Raw genomic sequence first — 22311 nt, 5'->3', positions numbered from 1 at the left:
ACGAGGATGGTACCATTTGAACGTATCCTTTTTAAATTTATTTAAATATTTAGTGAAACGCACTTATTTATAGAGTAATTTGGGTATGACTTTAATATAAACAAGTTCAGCAATCAGTTCTACACAAATTTGAGTCACAATGACGGTACTCGCAATGATGCGCCATTCTCCTGGCAATGCGAATGCTAAAGGCAACACAACTAATGCATTTCGTGTACTACTGCTAAAGATGAGCGTCCGTCGCATCACTGGCGCTAATCTAAACAGACGGCCGATGAGATTGGCTATAAACGGAACGATAATGACAAATATCAAATACACCAGCACAACGATCGCAACGATGTGTAAATGTTGAGCGATATAATGTATGTGGGCACTGATGATCGTAAATAATATCAAAGCCATTAAAGGAACTGGAAACCAATCTGAATGTCCGACGAGTGAATTCACTTGGTGAGATCGCCGACCTAAAAACTGCAATACTACGGCTAGAATGACAGTCACTAAAATAATAAGCACAAACGTATGTATAAAAGGATAGAAATCGATGACTCGCATCGCATCTGTTGGCAAGAACATCATAAAATAAAGCGGTAATAACACCATTTGTAAGATGAATAATAAAGGTGTACTCATCAACATCATTGTCGCATTCCCTTTACCTAAGTGCGTAAAAACAATGACATAATCTATACATGGACATAAGAGGACGAGATACAAACCAATTAAAATGGGCAAATCGTTGATATGTAAGACATGAATGAGCGCAAATACAAATAAAGGGATTACGATAAACTGACTTACCAATAATGCACCGATAAACGACATATGATTCAACTGATCTTTTAACTTAAAAAAAGGGAAGTTGTAAAAACATGACTAACATGAGTAAAAATAATAAACCCATGGTAAAAGAAGAAAAATGTTTTGCGATGTCAGGCAAAAGTAAACCAAAAATCATCGCTACGATGACGGCTCCAAAATAGATGTATGCTTGATATATTTCAATCTTTTCCTTTATATTATTCATTTCCTGTCTCACCTTGTGTATTCAATATATCTTGACTTTAACACATTTCGTTCAAATCCACCTTAGCGTAACGACAATATGTTTTGTAATGTTGATTCATCACCCTATTTAAAATATTTATGATAATAGTGATTACAATGACGACTATGAATGTTATGAGACACAAAATTTATTTTTGTATATTTATATATACTTATACAAACTTGCTACCTCTAACAACTTATTTTTCCGTCATTATAATGTATGAGCGGCTTAAAAAATTAATAAATATTAGTTCTTGGGATTCTTTAGAAAAAAATCTATATTTAATCGATTTATTAAATATTAAAATCGAACAAATAGTGATAGAATAAAAGTAGTTGGTCATATCTTTCAAACTATATATAGCAGTACTGTCTTTATACGGGCAAATACGTAGATTTAAAATCATAAGATTGATACTATTTATACTGTATTTCTTTTTAGTAAATTTTTTACTTGCTTTTTTTATTTAGTTATAATAAACTAAATAAAAGTTGTTTTAATATATACAGTGTAATTATAATCTAGGTCAATCTTGAGGTAGATTTATTGAACTGTTATTTCATTAAGACATCTATGTATACAATACGCTAGTTGTATACACTTTTGAGGGCTATTATATTAGGAGGAATCAGGATGGCTATAAGCAAAATTAATGATTGTTTTGAATTATTGGCAATGGTAACTTACGCAGATCAGTTGAAAGGTATTATCAAAAAAGAATTTTCTGTAAGTTTTGAAGAATTTGCTGTGTTAACTTACATCAGTGAACACGAAAGCGAAACATACTACTTAAAAGATATTATCAATCATCTTAACTACAAACAACCTCAAGTAGTAAAAGCAGTCAAAAACTTATCTCAAGAAGATTATTTTGATAAAAAACGTAACGAACACGATGAAAGAACAGTACTCATTTTAGTGAACGATACGCAAAGAAGTAAAATCAACGAACTACTTTCTCGCGTAGACCAACGTATCAAACAAGCCAATGATCAAGGCGAAGTTGGGTAACATTATTTTTTTCCAGTCTTAATATTATATTATTATATCATGTCAAAACCACCTACTCATTCTCAGCCGATGAGTAGGTGGTTCTTTTTGTGTCTATATGAAGTTCATAAAACCTATTTTTCGCGATATGTAGGGCTATTAAAATTTCTACGAAAAACTAGTTTCGTGCAGATATTCGGATTGTGTAATAAATAATGACGATGAGTAATAAAATCCAAATTACAATAGAAGCCACTTGCGCAATATTTGAATCGGTAATGATCGCATCAATCGTTTTTTGGCATAATAATAAACCAATACCGGTGAACTCTAATTTTCTTAAATAAATACCGCCAATACTAAATATAATACCTACGACAAATACGAATTGGTGTGCGTACATGGTTACCATGACGATGTCAAAGTTAACATTCAATGCATGAATCACTACTAATATGATTGACATTGCCGCAATACATAATCCTAGGATCATTTCGAACTTGTTACTGTACAAGTAATTCTTTTTATTAATCCGGTAATAAATCAGAATCGAAATTGGCAAGATAACCAAGCAATAAAAGATCGTTAAACCAGAAGCTGCTTGGAATGGCACATATTGTTTATCATAGAGATATGAGATGAGTATAAAGTTTAAAATGAAAAATAGAATTGGATTTAACTGAAGTGAAAAGAGATTACGTTGAATTGTAAGGATGATCTCTGCTGGAGATTTTCGTCGATATTCGATATAATCTTTATCTTCTGCTTCAGATTTTGTAAAATCTTTTTTCAATTTCACTTTAATATCATCAATCAAGTTAGGTGATAAACCTTTATGAGTGAAATAATCATTAATATTTTCGATTAATACTTTATCGTTCGCTCTCATAGATTATATATGCTCACTCCCTTCTGTGCTTATGGTCATGCTTACCATCTATTACCTTAAGATGAGTTCCAATCTATGCACTCACCTTATTTTCTACTTTCATTCATGACATGATTCTTATATACCTCTCTATCATATCAAGAAAAGAGCCGATAAGTATATGAATTTATACTTACCGACTTGAGTGAGATGTGGATTCTCAACTACTATTTTTCAATATCTATACGATATAATTTAATACGTGTATCATCAGGTGAATCTGAGCCGAATTGATAGCTTACATTGTTATCTTCAATATAGCCAAAGTTACCACTGACGCTATTGTAATGTTCGCGGTAAACTGCATTATCACTCACTGCTTTTTTAACCGCTTTATACGTAGGCCCATTTGATTTATAGCTCATTGAGATATGTGTCACCTTACCGTGATCTTTCTTACCATTGGCAGTCACTAATAATGTACCGTTGTCTTTTTCAAATTCATAGTAATGTTCTTTGCCATCTGGTCTAAATGAATAAGCAGATTTATCTTGCCCTTTTAACACGGATTCAATAGATTGCCCTAACGTCACACCTTCTAGCGTATCATCGTCTTGTTGAAGTTGCTTGACGCTTTGCATAGTATTTCCAGAAGCCGCCATGGCACTAGGGGCACTTAAACCTGTAAACGCAAGTCCAGTGACTAAAACTGCTGCAACGACTTTTTTCATAAACACTCTCTCCTTTTACGTGCTTCAAATGATTAACCCCATTGTACTATATTTGTTACTAAATTAACAGTGATGTTACAAGAAGATTACAATATTTTATAAGACTGTTTACTCTGCCGTTCTTTCAGCCCCTTAACCACGGCATTTTACTCAACACATATTTTATTACAATTTTTAATGTTGACTAGCTTTTTCAGCTGTTTGATATGTTTCGCGGAAAAAGTCACCCACAACTTTATTGAAGTGATCTTTTTCTTCTGCAAATGGATATAATCCAGACTCATTGAAGACATCAAATTTCGTCTCTGCATGCGTCATGTAGTCATTGAGTTCTTTTGCTTCTAATACTGTCGTACGTTCTCCATGTTCACCCACAATGATTAACGTAGGCGCAACGACTTTATCGAGATAAGTCGTAATGTGATTGTTGTTAAATGAGTTTCGCACAGCGAGTAATTCTGCACGTGTAGCAATCGTATTCGTTTCTTCTACATGTTTAAGGAATTTTTTCGCTTTACGTTTAGAATAATAAAGCATTTTATTTAAGAACTTCAATTGATCATCGATGGCCCAATTACGAATTTTATATGCATATTTGCGATAGAGTCTTTCAGAAGTAGACATATCTTCTAATGTCGTAGGGTTTACGAGTGTCATCGCATCTACGATATCTGGATAAGTCGCCGCAAATTCAACCGCAATAGAGGCACCCATTTCATGCCCTAATAAGGCACAGCGATCAATATAGAGATGGTCTAATAACTCTTTGATATCAGAAGCATAATCTTTGAAAGAGATATTATGCGGTCTATCAGAGTAGCCATGACCTCTTAAATCAATGAGTACAACTTGATAAGATTCTGCAAACACTGGTGCGATTTCATGAAATACGGTGTAGTTTTCTAAAGCCGTATGAATCATGACAATTGCATCGCCCTCACCAATTGTTTGGTAATTCAATACTGTTCCGTCTTGTGTCTTAAATAATTCCATAGCTATTGCGTTTCTCCTTTCTCACTCATAGGTAAAATATGTGTTAATTCTTCTAATGTCGAAATCGTATAATCGACTTCATTGGCTAATGGCGCAACTTCTGCATCTTCGTGCTTATGCCAGACACTGACCATGCCCATCGCACGTGCAGGTGCCACATCATTAAGTGCATCATCACCCACATACATTGTTTCCTCGGGCGCAGTACCCAACTGATCTAACATATCTTCAAAGATCTTGGGATGTGGCTTTCTAAAGCCTACCATTTCCGAAGTAGTGAGATATTTGATCATATGCTCAATGCCTAATGCATGTAAGCGATACTGTTTGATCTTAGACTTTCCATTCGCTATGACTCCAGTTAAATAGTCATTCGCATTCAACTGATCTAGTGTATATAACGTATCATAGTACGGAAAGACATAACGGTAAAAGTGCATTTCAAAATCGTTAAATAAATCTTTCCAGCTCAAACGATCTACGTGAAAATGCTTGATGATGGCTTTGTACATTTCAGGTTTGTCGTGATCTTCGTCATCATCTAATTCAATAAATTTCTTTTTGAAGTCAGCTAATTGGACACGGATGAAATAATCGTGAAATCGTTCAAACTGTTCTTCGATAAATTTATCTCTCGATTTCTTCCGATCTAACAAAGTCCCTTCTAAATCAAATACAATTGCTTTAATATGTGATAATTCCATTTTCTTACCTCTTCTTATTTAGCCGAATCAGGTTGATTTTAATCATATGTTTTTGATTGTGTCACCATAATATAGAACAATACTGGGATGCCTAATAAGGCTAAAATAATACTTGCTGGAACTTGAATTGGATAAATCACCGTACTGCCTAACCAATCAGCTAGCACCATGATAGAACCACCGATGAGCCCATTTAATATCATTTGTTCGCCCAATTTACTCTGACGATAGTACCTTCTTATTAATTGTGGCACAACCATACCGATAAAGCCAATAATCCCCACATAGCCTACAATCACTGCAGTCATGACAGACGCAATAATTAAAACGATATAGCTCAAACGTTTGACATTGAGACCTAACGCTTGTGCAGATAAATCACCTAATTGTAATATCTTAATTTTATGTATCATCAAGGCTAAAAGCAACAGACAACCACTTAAAACAAGGGCAATATAAATCACTTTATTATATTCTGCGGCCTCAAAGCCACCAAACATGTAGTTAACGATGCGGTTCATGCGTGTTTGATTAAACACGATTAACACATATAAAAATGCGTTGAATAGCGCACCAATCATAATCCCCGCAAGGATTAATGTCTTGCTTGGATAACCTCTCGACATCATCGTGGTGAGCATTAAGACAAGGGCAAGTGTGATTAAACTAAATGCGATAGAGCTTAATGGTATCAACACAAAGCTCAACCCGAGCACCGTCGCTAGACCAGATCCAAATGTTGCACCACTGGCGAGTCCCAAAGTGAAACTATCAGCCAATGGATTGTTTAGCAATGTCTGAAATAATTGTCCAGCTATCGTCAATCCAATGCCAGCGAGTAGAGCAAGTGCTACCTTAGGTATGCGTACTTGATATAAAATGGATTGATTTAACGGCTCACTCATATCACCAATATTCCAAAATAAACTTAAAATCACAATGAGACTTAACACAACGATCCATAGGCCAATGATTTTAACTCTCATACCTTTACTCACTTTCTCCTGATTAACTAAAAATACAAGGTTGAGACCTTTCTCGTTTATGTATACGTGCTAAACGTGTGTCCCAACCTTGTTTCGTCTCTTGCTTCGTCCCTATAAAATTTAACGAGGATGAAGCTAATTTATATTAGCTTGCACTCAATCATAGATGGCATCTCTCAATGCTTTTAGACCATCATCAATACGTGGACCTGGGCGTGAGATTTGATCACCATTCACTGCTTCTATGTGATCATTTTTGACTGCTTTAATTTGATCAAAACCACCGCGTTTATCGATGACGTCTTTGTATTCTTTTTGCGACATCCCACTTGTCGAAACTAATACATCCGGGTCCTTACGGATGATGTCTTCTTTCGAAACTTTTTGCCAACTATCTAAATTGCTGAAACTATTTTCAGCTTTGAGTTGTTTTAACATATCATCGAAGAATGTCCCTTTTCCTGATGTGTAGATTTCGGGTTCTGATGAAACTTCCATAAATACCGATTGTCCCTGATCATTTTCCGGAACTGAATCAATCACTTTATTAATATTTGATTTGGTTTCCTCAACTAAAGCTTTCGATTCTTTCTCTTTACCCGTTACTTTTCCCACTTGATTAAATGTTTGATACATTTCGTCAATCGATTGTGCATCTTTGATGTAAACGACTTTCACGCCACTATCTTCAACTGATTTCAACGTTTCACCAGCTGTCGATTTTTGCGATTCATGCGCTAAAATAAGATCCGGCTTCGCTTTAAGCAATGCCTCTTTATTTAATTCCATCGCATCAAATTGATCTTTATTTTTGACGTCTTTTGGATAGTCATCTACAGTAGAAACGCCGATGATGTCATCCTTTAATCCTAACTCGTATAAAATTTCAGTATTGCTTGGCATCAATGAAATAATACGGTGATAGGATGCATCCGAAGATGATGACTCAGATTTTGATTGTTCATTAGAATCATTACCACCACATGCTGAAAGTACTAAGATACATGCGATTAATACATATAAAATTTTGTGTTTCATATATCTTCTCCTCTAACGTTATTTACTTTATCATACCAAAAACCGCCCCTGTTGCGCCATCTCCTTAAAGTATTTCCCAGGTTATAAGTGCGCCTTATTTTTCAAAATATGGATCTAAAAATGTATATCGTTCTGTGTCATTTCCATTGAAATAATTTTTACCAAAATTATCTAACAATGCATGAAATTCATTGGCATCTTGTGCAGTGAAATCTTCTGGCAGTGTGATATATTTCTTAAATTTTTTATAGCTTTCAGTGTCCGGGTAGCCGAGCTTAGCGAAAATGCGACGCGTGTAACTATCTGGTATGAATTCAACACGATCGAAAATGTAAACAAGTAACACATCCGCAGTTTCATCACCCACGCCTCTCAATTGAAGTAGCGCGTTGCGGAGTGACTCACCATATGCTTCAGATATTGCTTTATAGTCATAACGGTAGGACTGGAGCCATGTTAAAACGGTATGGATACTTTTCGCTTTATTCTTATAGAAACCGCTCGATCTTACTAACTGCTGTAATTGTGCTTCATCTAACTTACATATCGCATCTGGATCTAAATCTGTCTCATCTTTCAATGCGTTCAGTGCAAGTTCGGCATTACGCCAATTCGTATTTTGAACTAAAATAGCACCTAATATCACTTCTATTTTCGTAGATGCAGGCCACCACCCTTGAGGCCCCATATGTTGTTTTAAGGTTTGATATAATGCTTCAGTCGATAACATCGTTTGCTTCCCTTTCATTATATTTTTAGTGAATTTCTATCCATATAAAATGAGCAACGATCGCTAGATTAGCACCGTTGCTCATTATAATTATAATTCATGATTTACATAGATTCTGGAGCTGTAACCCCTACCATATTTAATGCGTTATGCAATGTGATTCTAACCGCTTCAATCAGTCCAATGAGCGCTTTTGTTTTAGCCTCATCATCAGTGATGACTTTTTCAGCGTTGTAGAATCTGTGGAAATGCGCTGCTAAATCTTGAATGTAATTCGTGATGCGATGTGGTGCACGGTGTTTTGCAGCACTTTCAATCGTCGGTTCGAATTCAGCTACTTTTTTCAACAATTCGATGGCTTTATCATTTTGAATCAGTGAGAAATCAGCGTCTTTATCGTAAGCGACACCTTTTTCTTCAGCTTGTTTTAAAATAGAGCAGATACGTGCGTGTGCATATTGTGCATAGTATAACGGGTTATCTTGAGATTGTTGTTTAGCCAGTTCAAGATCGAAGTCGAAGTGTGTGTCCGCACTACGCATAGTTAAGAAATAACGTGCAGCATCTCTACCTACTTCATCCATAATTTCGCGTAACGTAATCGCGTTACCTGTACGTTTACTCATTTTCACTTCTTCACCGTTTTTCATAAGACGCACGAGCTGCATGATTTGAATTTCAAGGCGATCACTATCCACACCAAATGTTTGAACGGATGCTTTAATACGATTAATATAACCGTGATGGTCGGCACCAAATAGATTGATTAAGATATCGTTACCGCGTTGAATTTTGTCATAATGGTATGCAATATCTGGTAAGAAATACGTATAAGTACCATCTTTTTTGATGAGTACACGGTCTTTATCGTCGTCAAAATCAGTCGTACGTAGCCATGTTGCACCGTCCGCCTCGTAGATATATCCATGGTCTCTCATCTTGTTCAGTGCTGCATCAATATCACCATTTTCATAGAGAGATGTTTCACTAAACCAATTATCAAAATGTGTGTTGAAGTCGGCTAAATCTTTTTTCAATTTCTCCATTTCATAATCTACGCCAAGTTGTCTAAATGTTTTTAGACGTTCCTCATCCGGTAACTCGCGAAGTTCTGGTTGACGTTCGGCTAAGTCTTTACCAATGGCGATGATATCTTTACCGTGATAACCATCTTCAGGCATTGGATGACTACTATCACCGAGCGCTTCAAAGTAACGTGCTTCAATAGAATGCGCAAGTTTCGTAATTTGGTTCCCTGCATCGTTGACGTAGTATTCTCGTGTGACATCATATCCTGCAGCATCGAGCACATTTGCTAATGTATCACCAACAGCAGCGTTACGCGCATGACCGATATGTAAATCACCTGTAGGGTTCGCTGATACGTATTCAAGCAAGATTTTTTGACCATTACGTTCAGCGACACGGCCGAATTGATCACCTTTTTCTATCGCTTCTGGAATGATATCTGTGAGGTAACTATTATCTAAATAAAAGTTAATAAATCCTGGTCCAGCAATATCCACTTGTTTCACGTGTGCTTTAGACGCCTCAAGGTGGTCTACAATCGCTTGCGCAATTTCACGCGGATTACGTTTCGCTATTTTAGTAAGCACCATCGCAATATTGGTAGAAAAATCACCATGACTGCTATCTTTAGGAGTCTCTATTTTAATTTCTGGAATATCTTCAGCCAATTGAGCTTGTTGGATGCTCGCTTTAATTTCTTCAACTAGCGTTTCTTTGACTTGATCTATTATATTCATCTACTCAATCTCCTTATAATTTATTTCATATTGATAGGTCCCCATCTTTTCCTCTGCTTGTAACAAATCATAGTGGACTTTCAGTTTACCGCCATCCGCTTCGACAAAGTGTTTAATAGAACGTGTGCGCACGGTCAACGGAATCTTCGCACCACTTAATTCGTATAACGTCACCGTATCTTCGCCTTCTACAAAATGTAATTTCATATTGATGTCACCTTTGCGGATAATTTTCACTCCACTTGATTCAATCTTCACAGTGACATTCACATGTGCTTCTTCGACTTGTTCTTGATATCGAATGAATTCAGCCTCGCGTTGTTGCCATACACCTTCCGTACGGTTCATAAACTTCTGTTTATCATCAAATTGCTTTACCGTTTGCTTAATTTGAAGCTGGACATTATTTTCCAAGTCAAATACACCCTTATCTTTTAAAATAATACATTTTATTATACCATATTTCTTTAACGCATCACAGTAGGTATCTAGTGATTAAGGTCTGTAACGGCCTCGTTCATCTCAGCTCCTAATTTAAAATATTTAAGGTGTAATTGTTTCTTATACTCAAATTTTACGATTCAAAAAGCTGATGCAATTCATCACTTGAATTCTCCCACATCTCTGGGCTGTGATTTTTCAAGAAATCTTTTAATAATGCTTTGTTGTCTTCACCAATGTGGTCAATGATAAAACGATGTTTCATCGATTTATCCATCATATTAACGTGTTCAGGCATGCTTTTATATCCACGTCGAATACTTTTATTCACGAGCAAGTAACATGCAGTGAGTCCAGCATAGTATGGGCCTTGTTCACCACGTTCTGTCGTCACCCAACACAACCAGTACGGTTTCGCTTCTTCACCTTCAACCGCTTCTTTATCGGTAATCCATTTCACACCCTTTTCCACTTCAGAGCGTGCATGCATGCCACCGATATCAACAAAGACGTCTTCATTTAAAATATCGATAAAGACAGGTGCCACATTATCTAAACTAATTGAGCCGATATTTGTCCCTTTATGTCCGTCGAGCGGATCATTTTTTATAATATTAAATTTAAAGCCTTTATTCTCTGCCACTTGATACACCTCTCCTCTGTAAAAAGTTAATTCAATTCGTTAAGTATCCCAACGATTGCATTTCTAATTTGATCATCTTCAATGTCTGCAATCAATTCTTTAGGATAATACAGTTTATAGTCTTGGCGATTAATACCCGTAATACTAGAAATCACGAGCGACTGACTACTAATTTCTCGAATAGAGCCGTTTCGTCTCAACAAGTGAATCGGCTGACGGTTAGAGCCAGGTCGATCGTAGTCATACGGTAAATCTGAGAAAGATTCACTTACGAAATAATAATTTGGATCAATGCCTGCTTGAACAAATAAATCTGTGAGCTCTGAAATCGTTATAATTGAACCATCGAACGGTAGATATTTAAACAAGTCACGATTGATAAATCGTTGCGATAAATCACTGAGAATGCCATCGTCTTCATGAATCCATTCTTTTAAGTAAAATAACACGACAGATTCATCTAGCTCTATGTATTGTTCAATCGATATATCCTCTTCAAAAAACGGAACAAAATCAGTTGGATAACGTTTGAATTCATAGCCTTCTAAATAAAGTTGCTTTGCGCGATGTAAGCAATTGCTTAATAACACTTCACCCCCGCGGCTCACAGGGTGGAAATAGATTTGCCAATACATTTGATAGCGACTCATAATAAAGCTCTCTACCGCGTGCATCCCACTATCTTTAATTAGAACTTCATTTTCTGAAGGGCGCATCAGTCTCAATATACGTTCCATGTCAAACTGACCATAGCTCACACCTGTAAAGTAAGCATCCCGTTGTAAATAATCCATTCGATCAGCATCGATTTGTGAAGATATCATAGATATGACTAATTTATTGTCATGAGTCTTATTAATTACATCAGCGACCTGTTGTGGAAAGTCCGGTGCCACCCGTTGTAGCACTTCATTCACTTCCGTATCACCTGTAATGATCGCTTGGGTGAAAGCTTCGTGATCTGTATTAAATATATTTTCAAAGCTATGAGAGAAAGGCCCGTGACCTAAATCGTGAAGTAACGCAGCACATAAGGCAAGTGGACGATCGTCATTGTTCCATGCTGGTCGCCCATTAAAAGATTCATCAATCATACGACGCACAATTTCGTACACACCTAATGAATGACCAAAGCGACTATGCTCTGCGGTGTGAAATGCTAAATACAACGTACCGAGTTGTTTGATACGTCTTAACCGTTGAAATTCTTTCGTTTTAATCAGGTCCCATATAACTTGGTCTTCAACGTGTATGTAACGATGAATTGGATCTTTAAATACTTTTTCTTCTTTTAATTTTGTTGTAGCATAGTCTATCTGCGTCACGATTAGCCTCCTTCTCTCATTTAAACTGCGTTAATTTAATGGTTTTCGTAATAATGCTAATTGGAGTGATTCGCCATACAATACATGTTCGTATGTACGAACGAGTTCAAAGCCTTGATGTTGGTAGAATCGCACTGCTGCGTCGTTTTGGTGATTGACTTCAAGATAGACTGCATCGTATTGACCTTTAAAATAAGACAAGCCTTCACTGAGCAGTGCCTTACCATAGCCATGATATTGATAGTTCGGTTTGACATAATGTGCAGCTAAAAAGAGTTCCTTACCATTGATGAAATTAGCAAAGCCAATAATGTCTTCATCATCTTCCACGACTAAAAAGAGTTGTTCATCTAAACGTTTATACAACTGTTGTTCATCGTATGAAGCAGCTAAAAATTCATTGACTGTTTTAGCAGCGTAAATATTTAAATATGTGTTGTACCAAGCTTTTGTTGCTACATCTCTGATCCCAATAACATCTCTTGGTGTCGCTTTTCTTACTTCATGCATATTGTTCACCCTTCAATTATTTGATTTATTGTTTCGCATACCCTTAATAAAGATGCAACACTATGAATATGATGCTTGTGCACAGTGCGCGAATGAGATATCTTTTATTATACTATAGCTACTTTATGCGATTCAAAATACTTCCATTGTTTTGATAAAAAATGAATAAGTTATAATTATTTTATCACACAGCTGGAGAGAAAAGCGTCGAAAAACCTTTTGAATAAAGTGAATGTCATTATGATTGTGGTAAGACTTGGCGCCATTCTTCTGCACGTTCTAACGCATAACTATCTTGCATGATGTCGCCAGGACGTTCTGCTGTCCCTATAATATAATGTGTTAATTCTCCACCTATATAAGCTAATGTATACTGCATTTGTTTAATGCAAGGGTTACCTTTCACTTTCGGACAATCTCCGCCTACTAATATTAATCTAAATTCGATACGTCCCATGCGTTCTTTAAAATCTTCATATTCAGGATCTAACATCGTTTCTGACCATAAATCTATAAAAGCTTTGAGCGATGCAGAAATGCTGTACCAATAAATAGGTGAAGCAAATATCACGACGTCGCTAGCTAACATTTGATCTAACACAGGTTTATAATCCTCAGTATAATCATGAATTTCTTTGTCATTATGTCTATAATCTCTGACAGGATTAAAATGATACTCGGTTAAATCAATCCAATTATAGTCATGTCCTTCTAATGCTTTTTGTGTTAATTGAACTGTATTGCCGTCTGGACGACTGCCACCATAAAGTACTGTTATCACTTCACATCACCTTTCCCCTTTTTGTTGTGTCATTCCCTATTATGTGACAATTTACTCATCTATGTTTTGAGTGACTCAAAAATCAGGGGTTCGTTTATGGTGCGAAAATGCCTTAAAATTGAGGTTCGGTTGTGATGAAAAACTCATTTTAAAAACAAAAGAGACTGGGACAATTTGTTCTTGTCTCAGCCTTAAAATGAGTTAATCACTCATTGATTGCGCCATATCAGATTTTATATTATCAGCTAATAATTGCAGTTCAGGAAAATAATTATTAGCAAAACCAATGATCATTTTATTTTTCGTAAACGTATCTATGTCTCTATCTTCTGGAATATTATCATCTATTAAATATAAAATTTCGTCATGGTTGATCTCGTTACACCGCGCAAGTTTATTTACCTTTACGTTGCGCAAGTTTTTCTTTTAGTTTGCGATCTTGTTCTTCTTTGCGGCGTTTTCGTTCTTCATTACGTTTTCTCAATCGTTCTTCTTCCTCTGGATCCCGTGGTTTTTGGAGTTGTTTTTCTACTTTTTCCATCAGTTCATCTTCTGATAACGCAGCCAGTGGACGGTTATTGACAAAGGCAAATGTCTTACGGCGTCCAGGACCACAGTAAGACTGACATCCTACTTCAATGGTTGCATCTGGATCTAATTTCGTTAATCTACGTTGTAACGACTTACAATTCACTGCTTGACAGTCATCACATATTTGAAATTTATTATGCACAGTAGACACCTTACCTTTCTTTTTATCTTTGTTCTCTTAAAATAACGATAAACATTTTACGCTCTTCCACAACTTTTTCAAGCATTTTCGCTAAATTGAAATCAAATTGTCATACCATAAAAAAGACTCGACCACTATATAGCGTATCGAGTACAAGATAAATACGAGATAAAAGATTGCATTATTGACCATGATAAACATTAAATTCGAGTGGTTTGACGTTGTTTTTGCGCCACTCTTCATAAATCTGTGCTTTATTGTCGTCACTTTTAATAATGGTAATACCGCAGTCGCCACCGCCTGCACCAGAAGTTTTAGCTGCGCCATGGTATTTTTCTGCGACATCACAAAGCGTTTTAAGCTGAGGGGTTTCAATATCTACCGTCGCTTCACGATCCATTTGTTGGATGACTTTTCTGTTTTGACGAATCATTTTTTGGACACCTTTAATGTGATTCGTTTTAAAGGCGTGAATCAGTTGTTCAACACAGGCATGAGACTGTTCTAAAAAGCCGCCGTAAAAAGTGGGATCTGATTTTAATCGTTTCACCTCACTCACTAAATGGTGGGATGAAGCTGGAGATCCTGTCCATCCGATGAGGACTTCCATGTTTTCAGGTGCTTGGAGTGGTTCGATATGTAATCCAGGCCAGTTCTTTTTCAGCACTTCATTAACAGAAGTATCTTCAATCTGTTGCATCACCCATTCGTGATCAAAGGTACTATATGCGAGCCATCCAGTATACACACTTACCGCAATATCACCACAAGAACTTAAACTTTGTAATTTTAAGTTTGCGATCACTGCTAATTTATAAATATAGAGATTCGATAAATCCGTTTCGTAATACTCGTTAAGTGCTTTGATGACTGATACGAGCACTGCCGCACTTGATCCCAAGCCATATTTTTGACCCGAATCATCGGCTAAATTACTATCAATCGTCAAATTAAAGTGCTTTAATGCCATGTGATTACTTCTTATGTATTGCTCAAAAACTTCAATCGCTGTAATGACGTATTTCAATTGATTCGCTGCGTGAACATCTGAAACGACGAGATGATCTTCGCTACGTTCAAATACAATCGGTTCATGGTGTAACGTTTTAGAATGAATGGTACCGTGGTCGCCATCCGAGTCCTCAATTGTCGCTGTAACAAAACGATCTACTGCAATCAATACTGACTTGTAGCCAGGTTCTGTCACCGCATATTCCCCTGCGATATAAAGTTTCCCTGGTGCTTTTACATGAATCATTTTATCTCTTCCTTATCCAATAATTTCAATCCCTGAACGTGTAATATCACTTATGATAATTTGTTCGTCTTTAAATGTTTTTGCTAATTCAGACACCACAGCTTGTTGGTGTGCTTTCTGCACAAGTATCTTAACATTTGCGCCTGCATCCATGGTAAAGTAACAAGGATAACCAAGTGTTCTACAATGATGGACGATCGCCATCGCCTGATAACTTTCTGGTGCTAAATATGTGAACGGAGGTTGAGCACCCAAATTAGTGGCATGCATACGTAAGCCATTTGCTTCAATGACTTCACCTAAACGTTGAAAATCTTTGTCACTAATCGCTAATTTCGCTTCTGCGATATCCGCTTCAATAAGATCCAACCAATATTGATAAAAACGAGATGTCTCACGTGTCAACGCCATCCCTGAACGACTGGACACACTTTTTGCTTTATCGTTGATTACAACAATAATCATAGATAGCTCATCTTCCCAGTGATCTGATTCGATAGGATGGCTGAATGATGTCTTGTCGTCGTGTCCTTTTTCCCATTCTACAAAGCCGCCAAACACACTGCGTGAGGCTGACCCAGAACCACGACGTGCTAAACGTGATAAATCTTTATCTGATAAGTTGAGTGAAAGCGCATGATTACAGGCAGCAGCAAGTGCAGCATAGGCACTGGCAGAGGAGGCTAATCCTGCTGCTGTAGGGACAAAATTTTCACTTTCAATGTGTGCATACAAGGGTTGTTGACTATAATCTCTGACCACATCCATGAATCGGCTGATCTTTTTCAATTCCTTTTCGTTCACTGGCTCACCGTTCAATACTAAAGTGTCCTTGTCATAACTTTCATCGAATGTGACTTCTGTTTCTGTATAAAAACGATCTAAAGCCACTGAAATACTGTTATTCATCGGGATGATGTAAGTATCATCCGCCTTACCCCAATATTTTATAATTGCAATATTTGTATGCGCACGCGCTTTCCCGCTCATTACCACGTTTTCTAACCTCCTAATTGTTCAATCCATATATGATGGGCACCGAGTTCTTTGGCACTTTCTGAGATTTGTTCAGCAACATTCATAGACGGCGCTAACACAATCATACTGCCACCGCGGCCGCCACCAGTTAATTTACCCGCAATCGCACCTTGTTCACGGCTCGCTTTTAATATGATTTCAATCATTTCATGACTGACGGTTAACGTCTTCAAGTGTCCTTGACCTTGATTAAATACCTCTGCTAATTTAGCAAAATCATGTTCTTGAATTGCATCTCTCGCTTGAACTACAAGTTCACCTAACGCTCTGATATGTTGTAGATAAGCATCATCCTCACATAAGGTATGCACGTCTTCTACAGCTTGTTTTGTTGAACCTCTGACACCTGTATCAATAACTACCATATAACCATCTAGTGCGAGAGGTTTGAGTGTTGTCACTTTGCCTTGCTCAAACAATACGGGTTTATTAGATACAATAGTTTGTGTATCAATCCCACTTGGTTTGCCATGTGCAATGCGTTCAGCCCAATTCGCCTCTTCAAGTAGCAGTGCATCAGGTAAAGGTTGATCAAGATAGTCATAACTTGCACGGACAAAAGCGACCGCCATCGCAGCACTTGAACCTAAACCGCGAGACGGGGGCAAGTTAGAATCAATCGTTACTTGTATTGGCGTAGAGATGTCGTATTTTTCAATAAAACGTGTCACAACCGCATGAATATGCTCTGGTGCCTCATCTAATATACCTGTGAAGACAGCACTCTTCACATACGATTGTTCATTCGGGTGAAGTGCATCGATAGAAATACAAATTTTCCCCGTTGTAAAAGGAATTGCGATCGCTGGTTCACCAAATGTGACCGCGTGTTCTCCTATCAAAATCACCTTCCCGTTTGCTTCCCCGTAACCATGTTGTGTCATATTCCAATCACCTTTAATACCTTCTTTGAATTTCTCTTTCCATTATCTGTTAAAGCGACCCAAACTCATTTTCGCTTATGACTGTCAAATGCGCTTGGTACGTGGTCTCACATGTGATGAATGTTCTGCATCATACCATGTCTTGTTATGGTAAAAGACAATCAATAAATGAGGCTTGATTATCTCACAAAAAACGCCGATGCTCATCCGTCTTAAGTCACATTTTGTTCATATTTTTATGATAAACCACAAAATTAATACCTGCTACTAATTATAACTAAGTCCTTACTATTATATAACTTTAAACCCGTAGATTCAAAACCATTAATGAAAATATTACAAATCTCCCTTTATACTCAAAACAAAAAGGGGTTGGGACAATCGCATTGAAGTACATATCATCGGATACTTCTTCGTACCGTTTAGCTATGAAAAGACGTTCCCTTAAGGCAGCGTCTATGTGCTTCATCTCGTGCTTCATAGCTCGATGACATATGTTCGTAACGTTTTGTCCCGACCTCTTTCATTCAATCATTTAATTTTAAGTTATTTGTCTTCATTCATTTGTGCATTGATTTTCGTATTACGTTCTACCATCTTATCATAGTAGCGCTCATAATTTTTCAATTCCACATCTGTTACAGGTTCCATATTGAGACGTCCGCCCATATCTTTAATGGCATATAATAAGCGGAACATGACATCTTGCACGGTAATCTGGTGTCCAAGTAATGTTTCTAATGAAGCCATGTCTTCAGGCACAATAGAAGGGTATTGGAACTTAGTTTCTACACCTTGGAGTGCCCTATCATAAAAGTTTTTCATCATTTCAGCACGTGTTTCACCAGAGCCTTCTACACATAAATAAACTTGAACAGCGATGCCGCCTCTCACTCTTCTTTGCGAAATACCAGCAAATTTCCGTCCGTTAATACTTAAGTCAAACTTGCCTGGACAGTAAGAGTGTTCAACTTCGTATGTGTCGATGTCTACATCTTCATCTTCAAACATTTTAGCGACTAACAAATACATTACGGTAAATGCTTCATCAATGGTGATTTCGTTCATCCCTTTGAAGATTAAAGAGATATTCAACACCCCTTGATCTAGTACAACCCCGAGTCCACCGGAATTACGCACGATCGCATTGTACCCTTGTTCATCAGTCAGATAACGAATGCCATCGCTCAAGAAAGGAAGGCGTGCATCATGCATACCGAGTATCACCGTATGTTGATGAATCCAAGTTCTAACGACGTTGCTAGATAACTCCTTCCCTACGCTTTCAGAAAAGGTGTCATCAAAAGCAAAGGATTGCATTGGCTCTAGACCTGATGAGTGATCTACATAACGCCAATCTACCCCGTTAAAATATTTACTCGTTAAGTCCATTATGATAATGTTTGCGCAGCTGTGATGATTGATAAGTTATATACGTCTTCTGTTGAGCAGCCGCGTGATAGGTCATTCACTGGAGAGTTTAATCCTTGTAAGACAGGGCCAATTGCGTCATAGCCGCCTAAGCGTTGTGCAATTTTGTATCCGATGTTACCTGCTTCAAGACTTGGGAAGACAAAGACATTTGCGTCACCTTGAATTTGAGCATCTGGCGCTTTTTTCGCTCCCACTTCAGGCACGATCGCTGCGTCAAATTGGAATTCGCCATCGACAACGACGTCTTCTAATTGTTGTTCTTGGATTTTTTCTTGAGCTAATTGTGTCGCGTTCGCTACTTTTTCGACATCATCAGATTTGGCAGAACCTTTAGTTGAGAAGCTTAACATTGCGACACGTGGTGTCATACCGAATGATTGTGCTGATTTCGCACTTTCAACTGCAATTTCAGCTAAGTCTTGTGCTTCTAATACTGGGTTGATCGCACAGTCACCGAAAATATATTGTTTATCGTCTTTAATCATAAAGAAGATACCAGATGTTTTAGCGACACCTTCTTTTGTTTTGATGATTTGTAAAGCTGGGCGTACAGTGTCCCCTGTTGAGTGTACGGCACCACTCACTAAGCCATCTGCTTTACCAGTGTAAACAAGCATTGTACCGAAGTAGTTTACATCTTTTAACATTTCTTGAGCTTGTTCTTCAGTTGCTTTACCTTTACGACGTTCAACAAATGCATTGACTAATTCTTCTTTGTATTCACTTGTTGAAGGATCGATGAATTCGATGTCAGAAATATCTAATCCTTTTTCTTCAGCTGTCGCTTTAACTTCATCTGCATTACCTAATAATACAGGTGTCACATAATCAGTTGCTTGTAATTGCGTAGCAGCTGTTAAAATACGTTCATCTTCACCTTCTGGTAATACGATTCTCACTTGTTTCCCTGAAAGTTTTTCTTCTAACACATCTAATAAAGCCATAGTAGCCTCCTCAAAATTGTTGTTATATAGTATTTTTACAGTTTTATTATACGCCTTTTTATTATAAAATTCCATGTCACTAATTTGTAAGTTGCTTACAGGTGTTTAAGGCTTCTGCTTATGATAAACTTTTCATGAAATGAAATTTTAAAAAGGAGTGAGTTATATGCCACAAGCACCTGAAACACTTGAAGGATGGTATAGTTTACACTTATTTTACACAGTAGATTGGGCTAGTTTACGCCTCATCCCAGAAGATGAAAGACAATCAATGATCGAATCATTACAGTCCTTTTTAACTAAACATGCGTCAGCTCGTGAAAATAACACTGGTGACCATGCTTTATATAATATTACAGGCCAAAAAGCAGATATTCTCTTATGGGTCCTTCGCCCAGAAATGAAACAATTAAACGAAATCGAAAACGAATTGAATAAATTACGTATTATGGATTTCTTAATCCCAACGTATTCATTTGTATCTGTCATCGAACTCGGCAACTATCTTGCCGGTAAATCAGATGAAGACCCTTATGAAAACCCACGTATTAAACCACGTCTTTATCCAGAATTACCTCAGTCTGACTACATTTGTTTCTACCCTATGGATAAACGTCGTAATGAAACATATAACTGGTACATGTTACCACTTGAAGATCGTCAAAAATTGATGTACGAACATGGTAAAATCGGTCGTCAATACGCTGGTAAAATCAAACAATTCATTACAAGTTCTGTCGGTTTAGATGATTTCGAATGGGGTGTGACACTCTTCGCAGATGATCCGCTTCAATTCAAAAAAATCGTCTACGATATGCGCTTTGATGAAACAACAGCACGCTACGGTGAATTCGGTAGCTTCTATGTCGGCACAATCTTAAAAACAGATGATTTAGATCAATTCTTTGCTGAATAATTGCTTAGAGATATTGATCCATATATAAATAAGGGACTCAAAGTGATGGTTACGTTACTCTGAGTCCCTATTTTTATCCTTACATACATATGTAAAGACGTTATATCAAATTAATCATTATCGAATATATTAGCAGTCAAGGGGAGGGGACAAACGATCGTTAATACTTAAGTTAACCAATCAACGGTATCTCAAAAGCAGAAGTTTGCTAAGGACCGAGACAATGCGAAGAAATTGAACGATCAATTCCCCCTCATCTTTCGGTTCTGAACAACTCCACAAACGCGATTGTCCCGGCCTCGACTTTTTGTAGTGCATTTGCCTTGGGAGAACTTATTCACTACTAAACGCTAACTGATTAACTGTTTATGTAATATATTGTCGCTACTCAATATATCTAAAACAGTTAACATTATTACTTTAACCATTTTAAAATAATTGAAACGTCTTTGACCCCTCTAATGTGAAAGTTTTAACGCAAAATTCTAATATAATGTAATATTAATTACCATTTCAACTTAAAAATGTACATTTGTTACCTCTAATTGTATAAATTGTTAAGAACATATAAATAATTCGTAAATTGGATAAACATTTTATCTCCCTTCATAATCAACGTATTTTAGGGTATAATCAATAGACAAGATAAAGTATACAGTGACAGAGTGATGTGCATTTAAGATTTACATCAAAGCGATGGTAAAGCGTCATTCGGTCTTAACGATATATTTTAACTAAACTAAACAATTCGGTGATCATATGACAACACATCAATATACTCAAGAAACGAATGAAGAACGGCTCATTAAAGATGTCGTCGTGTTAGCTGGCCGTATACTGCTAGAATCGGGTGCTGAAGGTTCGCGTGTAGAAGACACGATGACCCGTATTGCTAATAACTTAGGTTACAGTGAAAGTCAAAGTTTCGTAACGAATACAATGATTAACTTTATGCTCCATAATGACACGAATCCAAGAATATTCCGGATTAACAAACGAGAGACCAATTTACTACGTATTTCGCGTACAAATAGCGTCAGTAGAGATTTAGCTAATGGAGAGATCACGTTAAAGGAAGCGTACGATAAACTCGATCGCATCCTCAATTCACGGAGTTTGCAGCACGATTTGGTTTCAAAATTTTTTGCGGCTGCCATCATATCAATCAGCTTCCTCTACCTACAAGAAGGTCATCTGATTGATATCTTCACTACTCTAATTGCAGGTGCTGTAGGATACATCGTTGTAGAATTGTTGAGTCGCAAATTACAGGCGGGCTTCATCCCAGAATTTATTGGTTCACTCATCATAGGTTTAATCGCAATTCTCGGACACTCCCTTTTCCCGGATGGCTCACTATCTGCGATTATCATCGCGTCGGTCATGCCGATCGTCCCAGGGATGTTAATTACTAATGCAGTCCAAGACTTATTCGCTGGACATATGCTCATGTTTACTACGAAATCATTAGAGGCACTCGTGACCTCATTTGGCATTGGTGCAGGTGTAGGTACTGTCCTACTCATCGTCTGAAAAGGAGGCAC

The 22311-nt window shown here is 37.2% G+C and carries 24 protein-coding genes and 1 pseudogene; 3 read left to right on the top strand and 22 right to left on the bottom strand.

The window, feature by feature from the left end; all coding sequences use genetic code 11:
* Positions 1–63: 63 nt before the first annotated feature.
* Complete coding sequence (locus APS80_RS06245; protein ID WP_059107421.1) at positions 64–828, bottom strand: bile acid:sodium symporter; 765 nt, start codon at positions 826–828, stop codon at positions 64–66.
* 22 nt (positions 829–850) lie between these two features.
* Positions 851–1030 (bottom strand): hypothetical protein, encoded by a 180-nt coding sequence (locus tag APS80_RS10740; RefSeq protein WP_059107420.1) that lies wholly within the window; start codon positions 1028–1030, stop codon positions 851–853.
* A 657-nt stretch (positions 1031–1687) separates the two neighbouring features.
* Between APS80_RS10740 and sarA the strand changes: the two genes are divergently transcribed.
* Positions 1688–2065, top strand: a complete 378-nt coding sequence (gene sarA / locus APS80_RS06235; protein ID WP_059107419.1) for a global transcriptional regulator SarA — start codon at positions 1688–1690, stop codon at positions 2063–2065.
* Positions 2066–2222: 157 nt separating this feature from the next.
* On the opposite strand, the gene APS80_RS06230 is transcribed toward sarA, so the two are convergent.
* The 20 genes and pseudogenes from APS80_RS06230 to pta form a co-directional block, all read right to left on the bottom strand.
* Positions 2223–2933 (bottom strand): hypothetical protein, encoded by a 711-nt coding sequence (locus APS80_RS06230; RefSeq protein WP_059107418.1) that lies wholly within the window; start codon positions 2931–2933, stop codon positions 2223–2225.
* A gap of 206 nt (positions 2934–3139) precedes the next feature.
* Complete coding sequence (locus APS80_RS06225) at positions 3140–3643, bottom strand: SA0570 family protein (protein ID WP_059107417.1); 504 nt, start codon at positions 3641–3643, stop codon at positions 3140–3142.
* Positions 3644–3817: 174 nt separating this feature from the next.
* Entirely contained in the window at positions 3818–4642 is an 825-nt protein-coding gene (locus tag APS80_RS06220; protein ID WP_180991903.1) for an alpha/beta fold hydrolase, read from the bottom strand.
* A complete protein-coding gene (locus APS80_RS06215) occupies positions 4639–5340 on the bottom strand; it encodes an HAD family hydrolase (RefSeq protein ID WP_059107415.1) in 702 nt (233 codons plus the stop codon). The genes APS80_RS06220 and APS80_RS06215 overlap by 4 nt, the downstream gene beginning before the upstream one ends.
* A 38-nt stretch (positions 5341–5378) precedes the next feature.
* The gene (locus tag APS80_RS06210) at positions 5379–6326 is read right to left on the bottom strand and encodes a FecCD family ABC transporter permease (RefSeq protein ID WP_059107414.1); all 948 of its coding nucleotides are present in this window, start codon (positions 6324–6326) and stop codon (positions 5379–5381) included.
* A 156-nt stretch (positions 6327–6482) separates the two neighbouring features.
* The gene (locus APS80_RS06205; protein WP_059107413.1) at positions 6483–7364 is read right to left on the bottom strand and encodes an ABC transporter substrate-binding protein; all 882 of its coding nucleotides are present in this window, start codon (positions 7362–7364) and stop codon (positions 6483–6485) included.
* Between the two features lie 94 nt (positions 7365–7458).
* Positions 7459–8094: an endonuclease III domain-containing protein gene (locus tag APS80_RS06200; RefSeq protein WP_059107412.1), complete on the bottom strand. Its 636-nt coding sequence runs from the start codon at positions 8092–8094 to the stop codon at positions 7459–7461.
* A 104-nt stretch (positions 8095–8198) separates the two neighbouring features.
* The gene (argS, locus tag APS80_RS06195) at positions 8199–9860 is read right to left on the bottom strand and encodes an arginine--tRNA ligase (RefSeq protein ID WP_059107411.1); all 1662 of its coding nucleotides are present in this window, start codon (positions 9858–9860) and stop codon (positions 8199–8201) included.
* The gene (locus APS80_RS06190) at positions 9861–10274 is read right to left on the bottom strand and encodes a YwiB family protein (protein ID WP_059107410.1); all 414 of its coding nucleotides are present in this window, start codon (positions 10272–10274) and stop codon (positions 9861–9863) included. It abuts the gene before it with no gap.
* A gap of 160 nt (positions 10275–10434) precedes the next feature.
* Positions 10435–10944 carry a YwhD family protein gene (locus APS80_RS06185; protein ID WP_059107409.1) on the bottom strand — a complete coding sequence of 170 codons (510 nt, stop codon included), beginning with the start codon at positions 10942–10944 and terminating at the stop codon, positions 10435–10437.
* Positions 10945–10970: 26 nt separating this feature from the next.
* On the bottom strand, positions 10971–12269 hold the full coding sequence (locus tag APS80_RS06180) for an HD domain-containing protein (RefSeq protein WP_059107408.1): 1299 nt from the start codon (positions 12267–12269) through the stop codon (positions 10971–10973).
* Positions 12270–12299: 30 nt separating this feature from the next.
* Entirely contained in the window at positions 12300–12779 is a 480-nt protein-coding gene (locus tag APS80_RS06175; protein WP_059107407.1) for a GNAT family N-acetyltransferase, read from the bottom strand.
* Between the two features lie 238 nt (positions 12780–13017).
* The gene (locus tag APS80_RS06170; RefSeq protein ID WP_059107406.1) at positions 13018–13560 is read right to left on the bottom strand and encodes a flavodoxin family protein; all 543 of its coding nucleotides are present in this window, start codon (positions 13558–13560) and stop codon (positions 13018–13020) included.
* 201 nt (positions 13561–13761) lie between these two features.
* A pseudogene (locus tag APS80_RS06165) lies at positions 13762–13935 on the bottom strand (hypothetical protein); the annotation flags it as partial.
* Between the two features lie 19 nt (positions 13936–13954).
* Entirely contained in the window at positions 13955–14293 is a 339-nt protein-coding gene (locus APS80_RS06160) for a YuzB family protein (RefSeq protein WP_059107404.1), read from the bottom strand.
* A gap of 181 nt (positions 14294–14474) precedes the next feature.
* Entirely contained in the window at positions 14475–15551 is a 1077-nt protein-coding gene (locus tag APS80_RS06155) for a phosphomevalonate kinase (protein WP_059107403.1), read from the bottom strand.
* A 12-nt stretch (positions 15552–15563) separates the two neighbouring features.
* Positions 15564–16547, bottom strand: a complete 984-nt coding sequence (gene mvaD / locus APS80_RS06150) for a diphosphomevalonate decarboxylase (protein WP_103170782.1) — start codon at positions 16545–16547, stop codon at positions 15564–15566.
* A gap of 5 nt (positions 16548–16552) precedes the next feature.
* A complete protein-coding gene (mvk, locus tag APS80_RS06145) occupies positions 16553–17473 on the bottom strand; it encodes a mevalonate kinase (protein WP_059107402.1) in 921 nt (306 codons plus the stop codon).
* 546 nt (positions 17474–18019) lie between these two features.
* A complete protein-coding gene (locus APS80_RS06140; protein ID WP_059107401.1) occupies positions 18020–18865 on the bottom strand; it encodes a lipoate--protein ligase family protein in 846 nt (281 codons plus the stop codon).
* Positions 18865–19851: a phosphate acetyltransferase gene (gene pta / locus APS80_RS06135; protein WP_059107400.1), complete on the bottom strand. Its 987-nt coding sequence runs from the start codon at positions 19849–19851 to the stop codon at positions 18865–18867. Before pta ends, APS80_RS06140 begins: the two co-directional genes overlap by 1 nt.
* Before the next feature lie 166 nt (positions 19852–20017).
* Between pta and hemQ the strand changes: the two genes are divergently transcribed.
* Together hemQ and APS80_RS06125 are read left to right on the top strand one after the other, a co-directional pair.
* Positions 20018–20767 (top strand): hydrogen peroxide-dependent heme synthase, encoded by a 750-nt coding sequence (hemQ, locus tag APS80_RS06130; protein WP_059107399.1) that lies wholly within the window; start codon positions 20018–20020, stop codon positions 20765–20767.
* 759 nt (positions 20768–21526) lie between these two features.
* Positions 21527–22300, top strand: coding sequence for a threonine/serine exporter family protein (locus tag APS80_RS06125; protein WP_059107398.1), 774 nt, complete (start codon positions 21527–21529; stop codon positions 22298–22300).
* Positions 22301–22311: the final 11 nt, after the last annotated feature.

Source organism: Staphylococcus auricularis (assembly GCF_001500315.1).
GTDB lineage: Bacteria > Bacillota > Bacilli > Staphylococcales > Staphylococcaceae > Staphylococcus > Staphylococcus auricularis.
Note: the sequence above shows the minus strand (reverse complement) of the source record. Positions and strands in the feature narration are given on the sequence as shown.

What these genes read in the sequence shown, in the direction of transcription:
- APS80_RS06225 (WP_059107417.1), bottom strand. Translation starts at nt 3,643, where the DNA reads ATGAAAAAAGTCGTTGCAGCAGTTTTAGTCACTGGACTTGCGTTTACA.
- hemQ (WP_059107399.1), top strand. Translation starts at nt 20,018, where the DNA reads ATGCCACAAGCACCTGAAACACTTGAAGGATGGTATAGTTTACACTTA.
- pta (WP_059107400.1), bottom strand. Translation starts at nt 19,851, where the DNA reads ATGGCTTTATTAGATGTGTTAGAAGAAAAACTTTCAGGGAAACAAGTG.
- APS80_RS06245 (WP_059107421.1), bottom strand. Translation starts at nt 828, where the DNA reads ATGTCGTTTATCGGTGCATTATTGGTAAGTCAGTTTATCGTAATCCCT.
- APS80_RS06210 (WP_059107414.1), bottom strand. Translation starts at nt 6,326, where the DNA reads ATGAGAGTTAAAATCATTGGCCTATGGATCGTTGTGTTAAGTCTCATT.
- mvk (WP_059107402.1), bottom strand. Translation starts at nt 17,473, where the DNA reads ATGACACAACATGGTTACGGGGAAGCAAACGGGAAGGTGATTTTGATA.
- APS80_RS06155 (WP_059107403.1), bottom strand. Translation starts at nt 15,551, where the DNA reads ATGATTCATGTAAAAGCACCAGGGAAACTTTATATCGCAGGGGAATAT.
- APS80_RS06205 (WP_059107413.1), bottom strand. Translation starts at nt 7,364, where the DNA reads ATGAAACACAAAATTTTATATGTATTAATCGCATGTATCTTAGTACTT.
- sarA (WP_059107419.1), top strand. Translation starts at nt 1,688, where the DNA reads ATGGCTATAAGCAAAATTAATGATTGTTTTGAATTATTGGCAATGGTA.
- APS80_RS06175 (WP_059107407.1), bottom strand. Translation starts at nt 12,779, where the DNA reads ATGCATGAAGTAAGAAAAGCGACACCAAGAGATGTTATTGGGATCAGA.
- APS80_RS10740 (WP_059107420.1), bottom strand. Translation starts at nt 1,030, where the DNA reads ATGAATAATATAAAGGAAAAGATTGAAATATATCAAGCATACATCTAT.
- APS80_RS06200 (WP_059107412.1), bottom strand. Translation starts at nt 8,094, where the DNA reads ATGTTATCGACTGAAGCATTATATCAAACCTTAAAACAACATATGGGG.
- APS80_RS06125 (WP_059107398.1), top strand. Translation starts at nt 21,527, where the DNA reads ATGACAACACATCAATATACTCAAGAAACGAATGAAGAACGGCTCATT.
- APS80_RS06230 (WP_059107418.1), bottom strand. Translation starts at nt 2,933, where the DNA reads ATGAGAGCGAACGATAAAGTATTAATCGAAAATATTAATGATTATTTC.
- argS (WP_059107411.1), bottom strand. Translation starts at nt 9,860, where the DNA reads ATGAATATAATAGATCAAGTCAAAGAAACGCTAGTTGAAGAAATTAAA.
- APS80_RS06140 (WP_059107401.1), bottom strand. Translation starts at nt 18,865, where the DNA reads ATGGACTTAACGAGTAAATATTTTAACGGGGTAGATTGGCGTTATGTA.
- APS80_RS06215 (WP_059107415.1), bottom strand. Translation starts at nt 5,340, where the DNA reads ATGGAATTATCACATATTAAAGCAATTGTATTTGATTTAGAAGGGACT.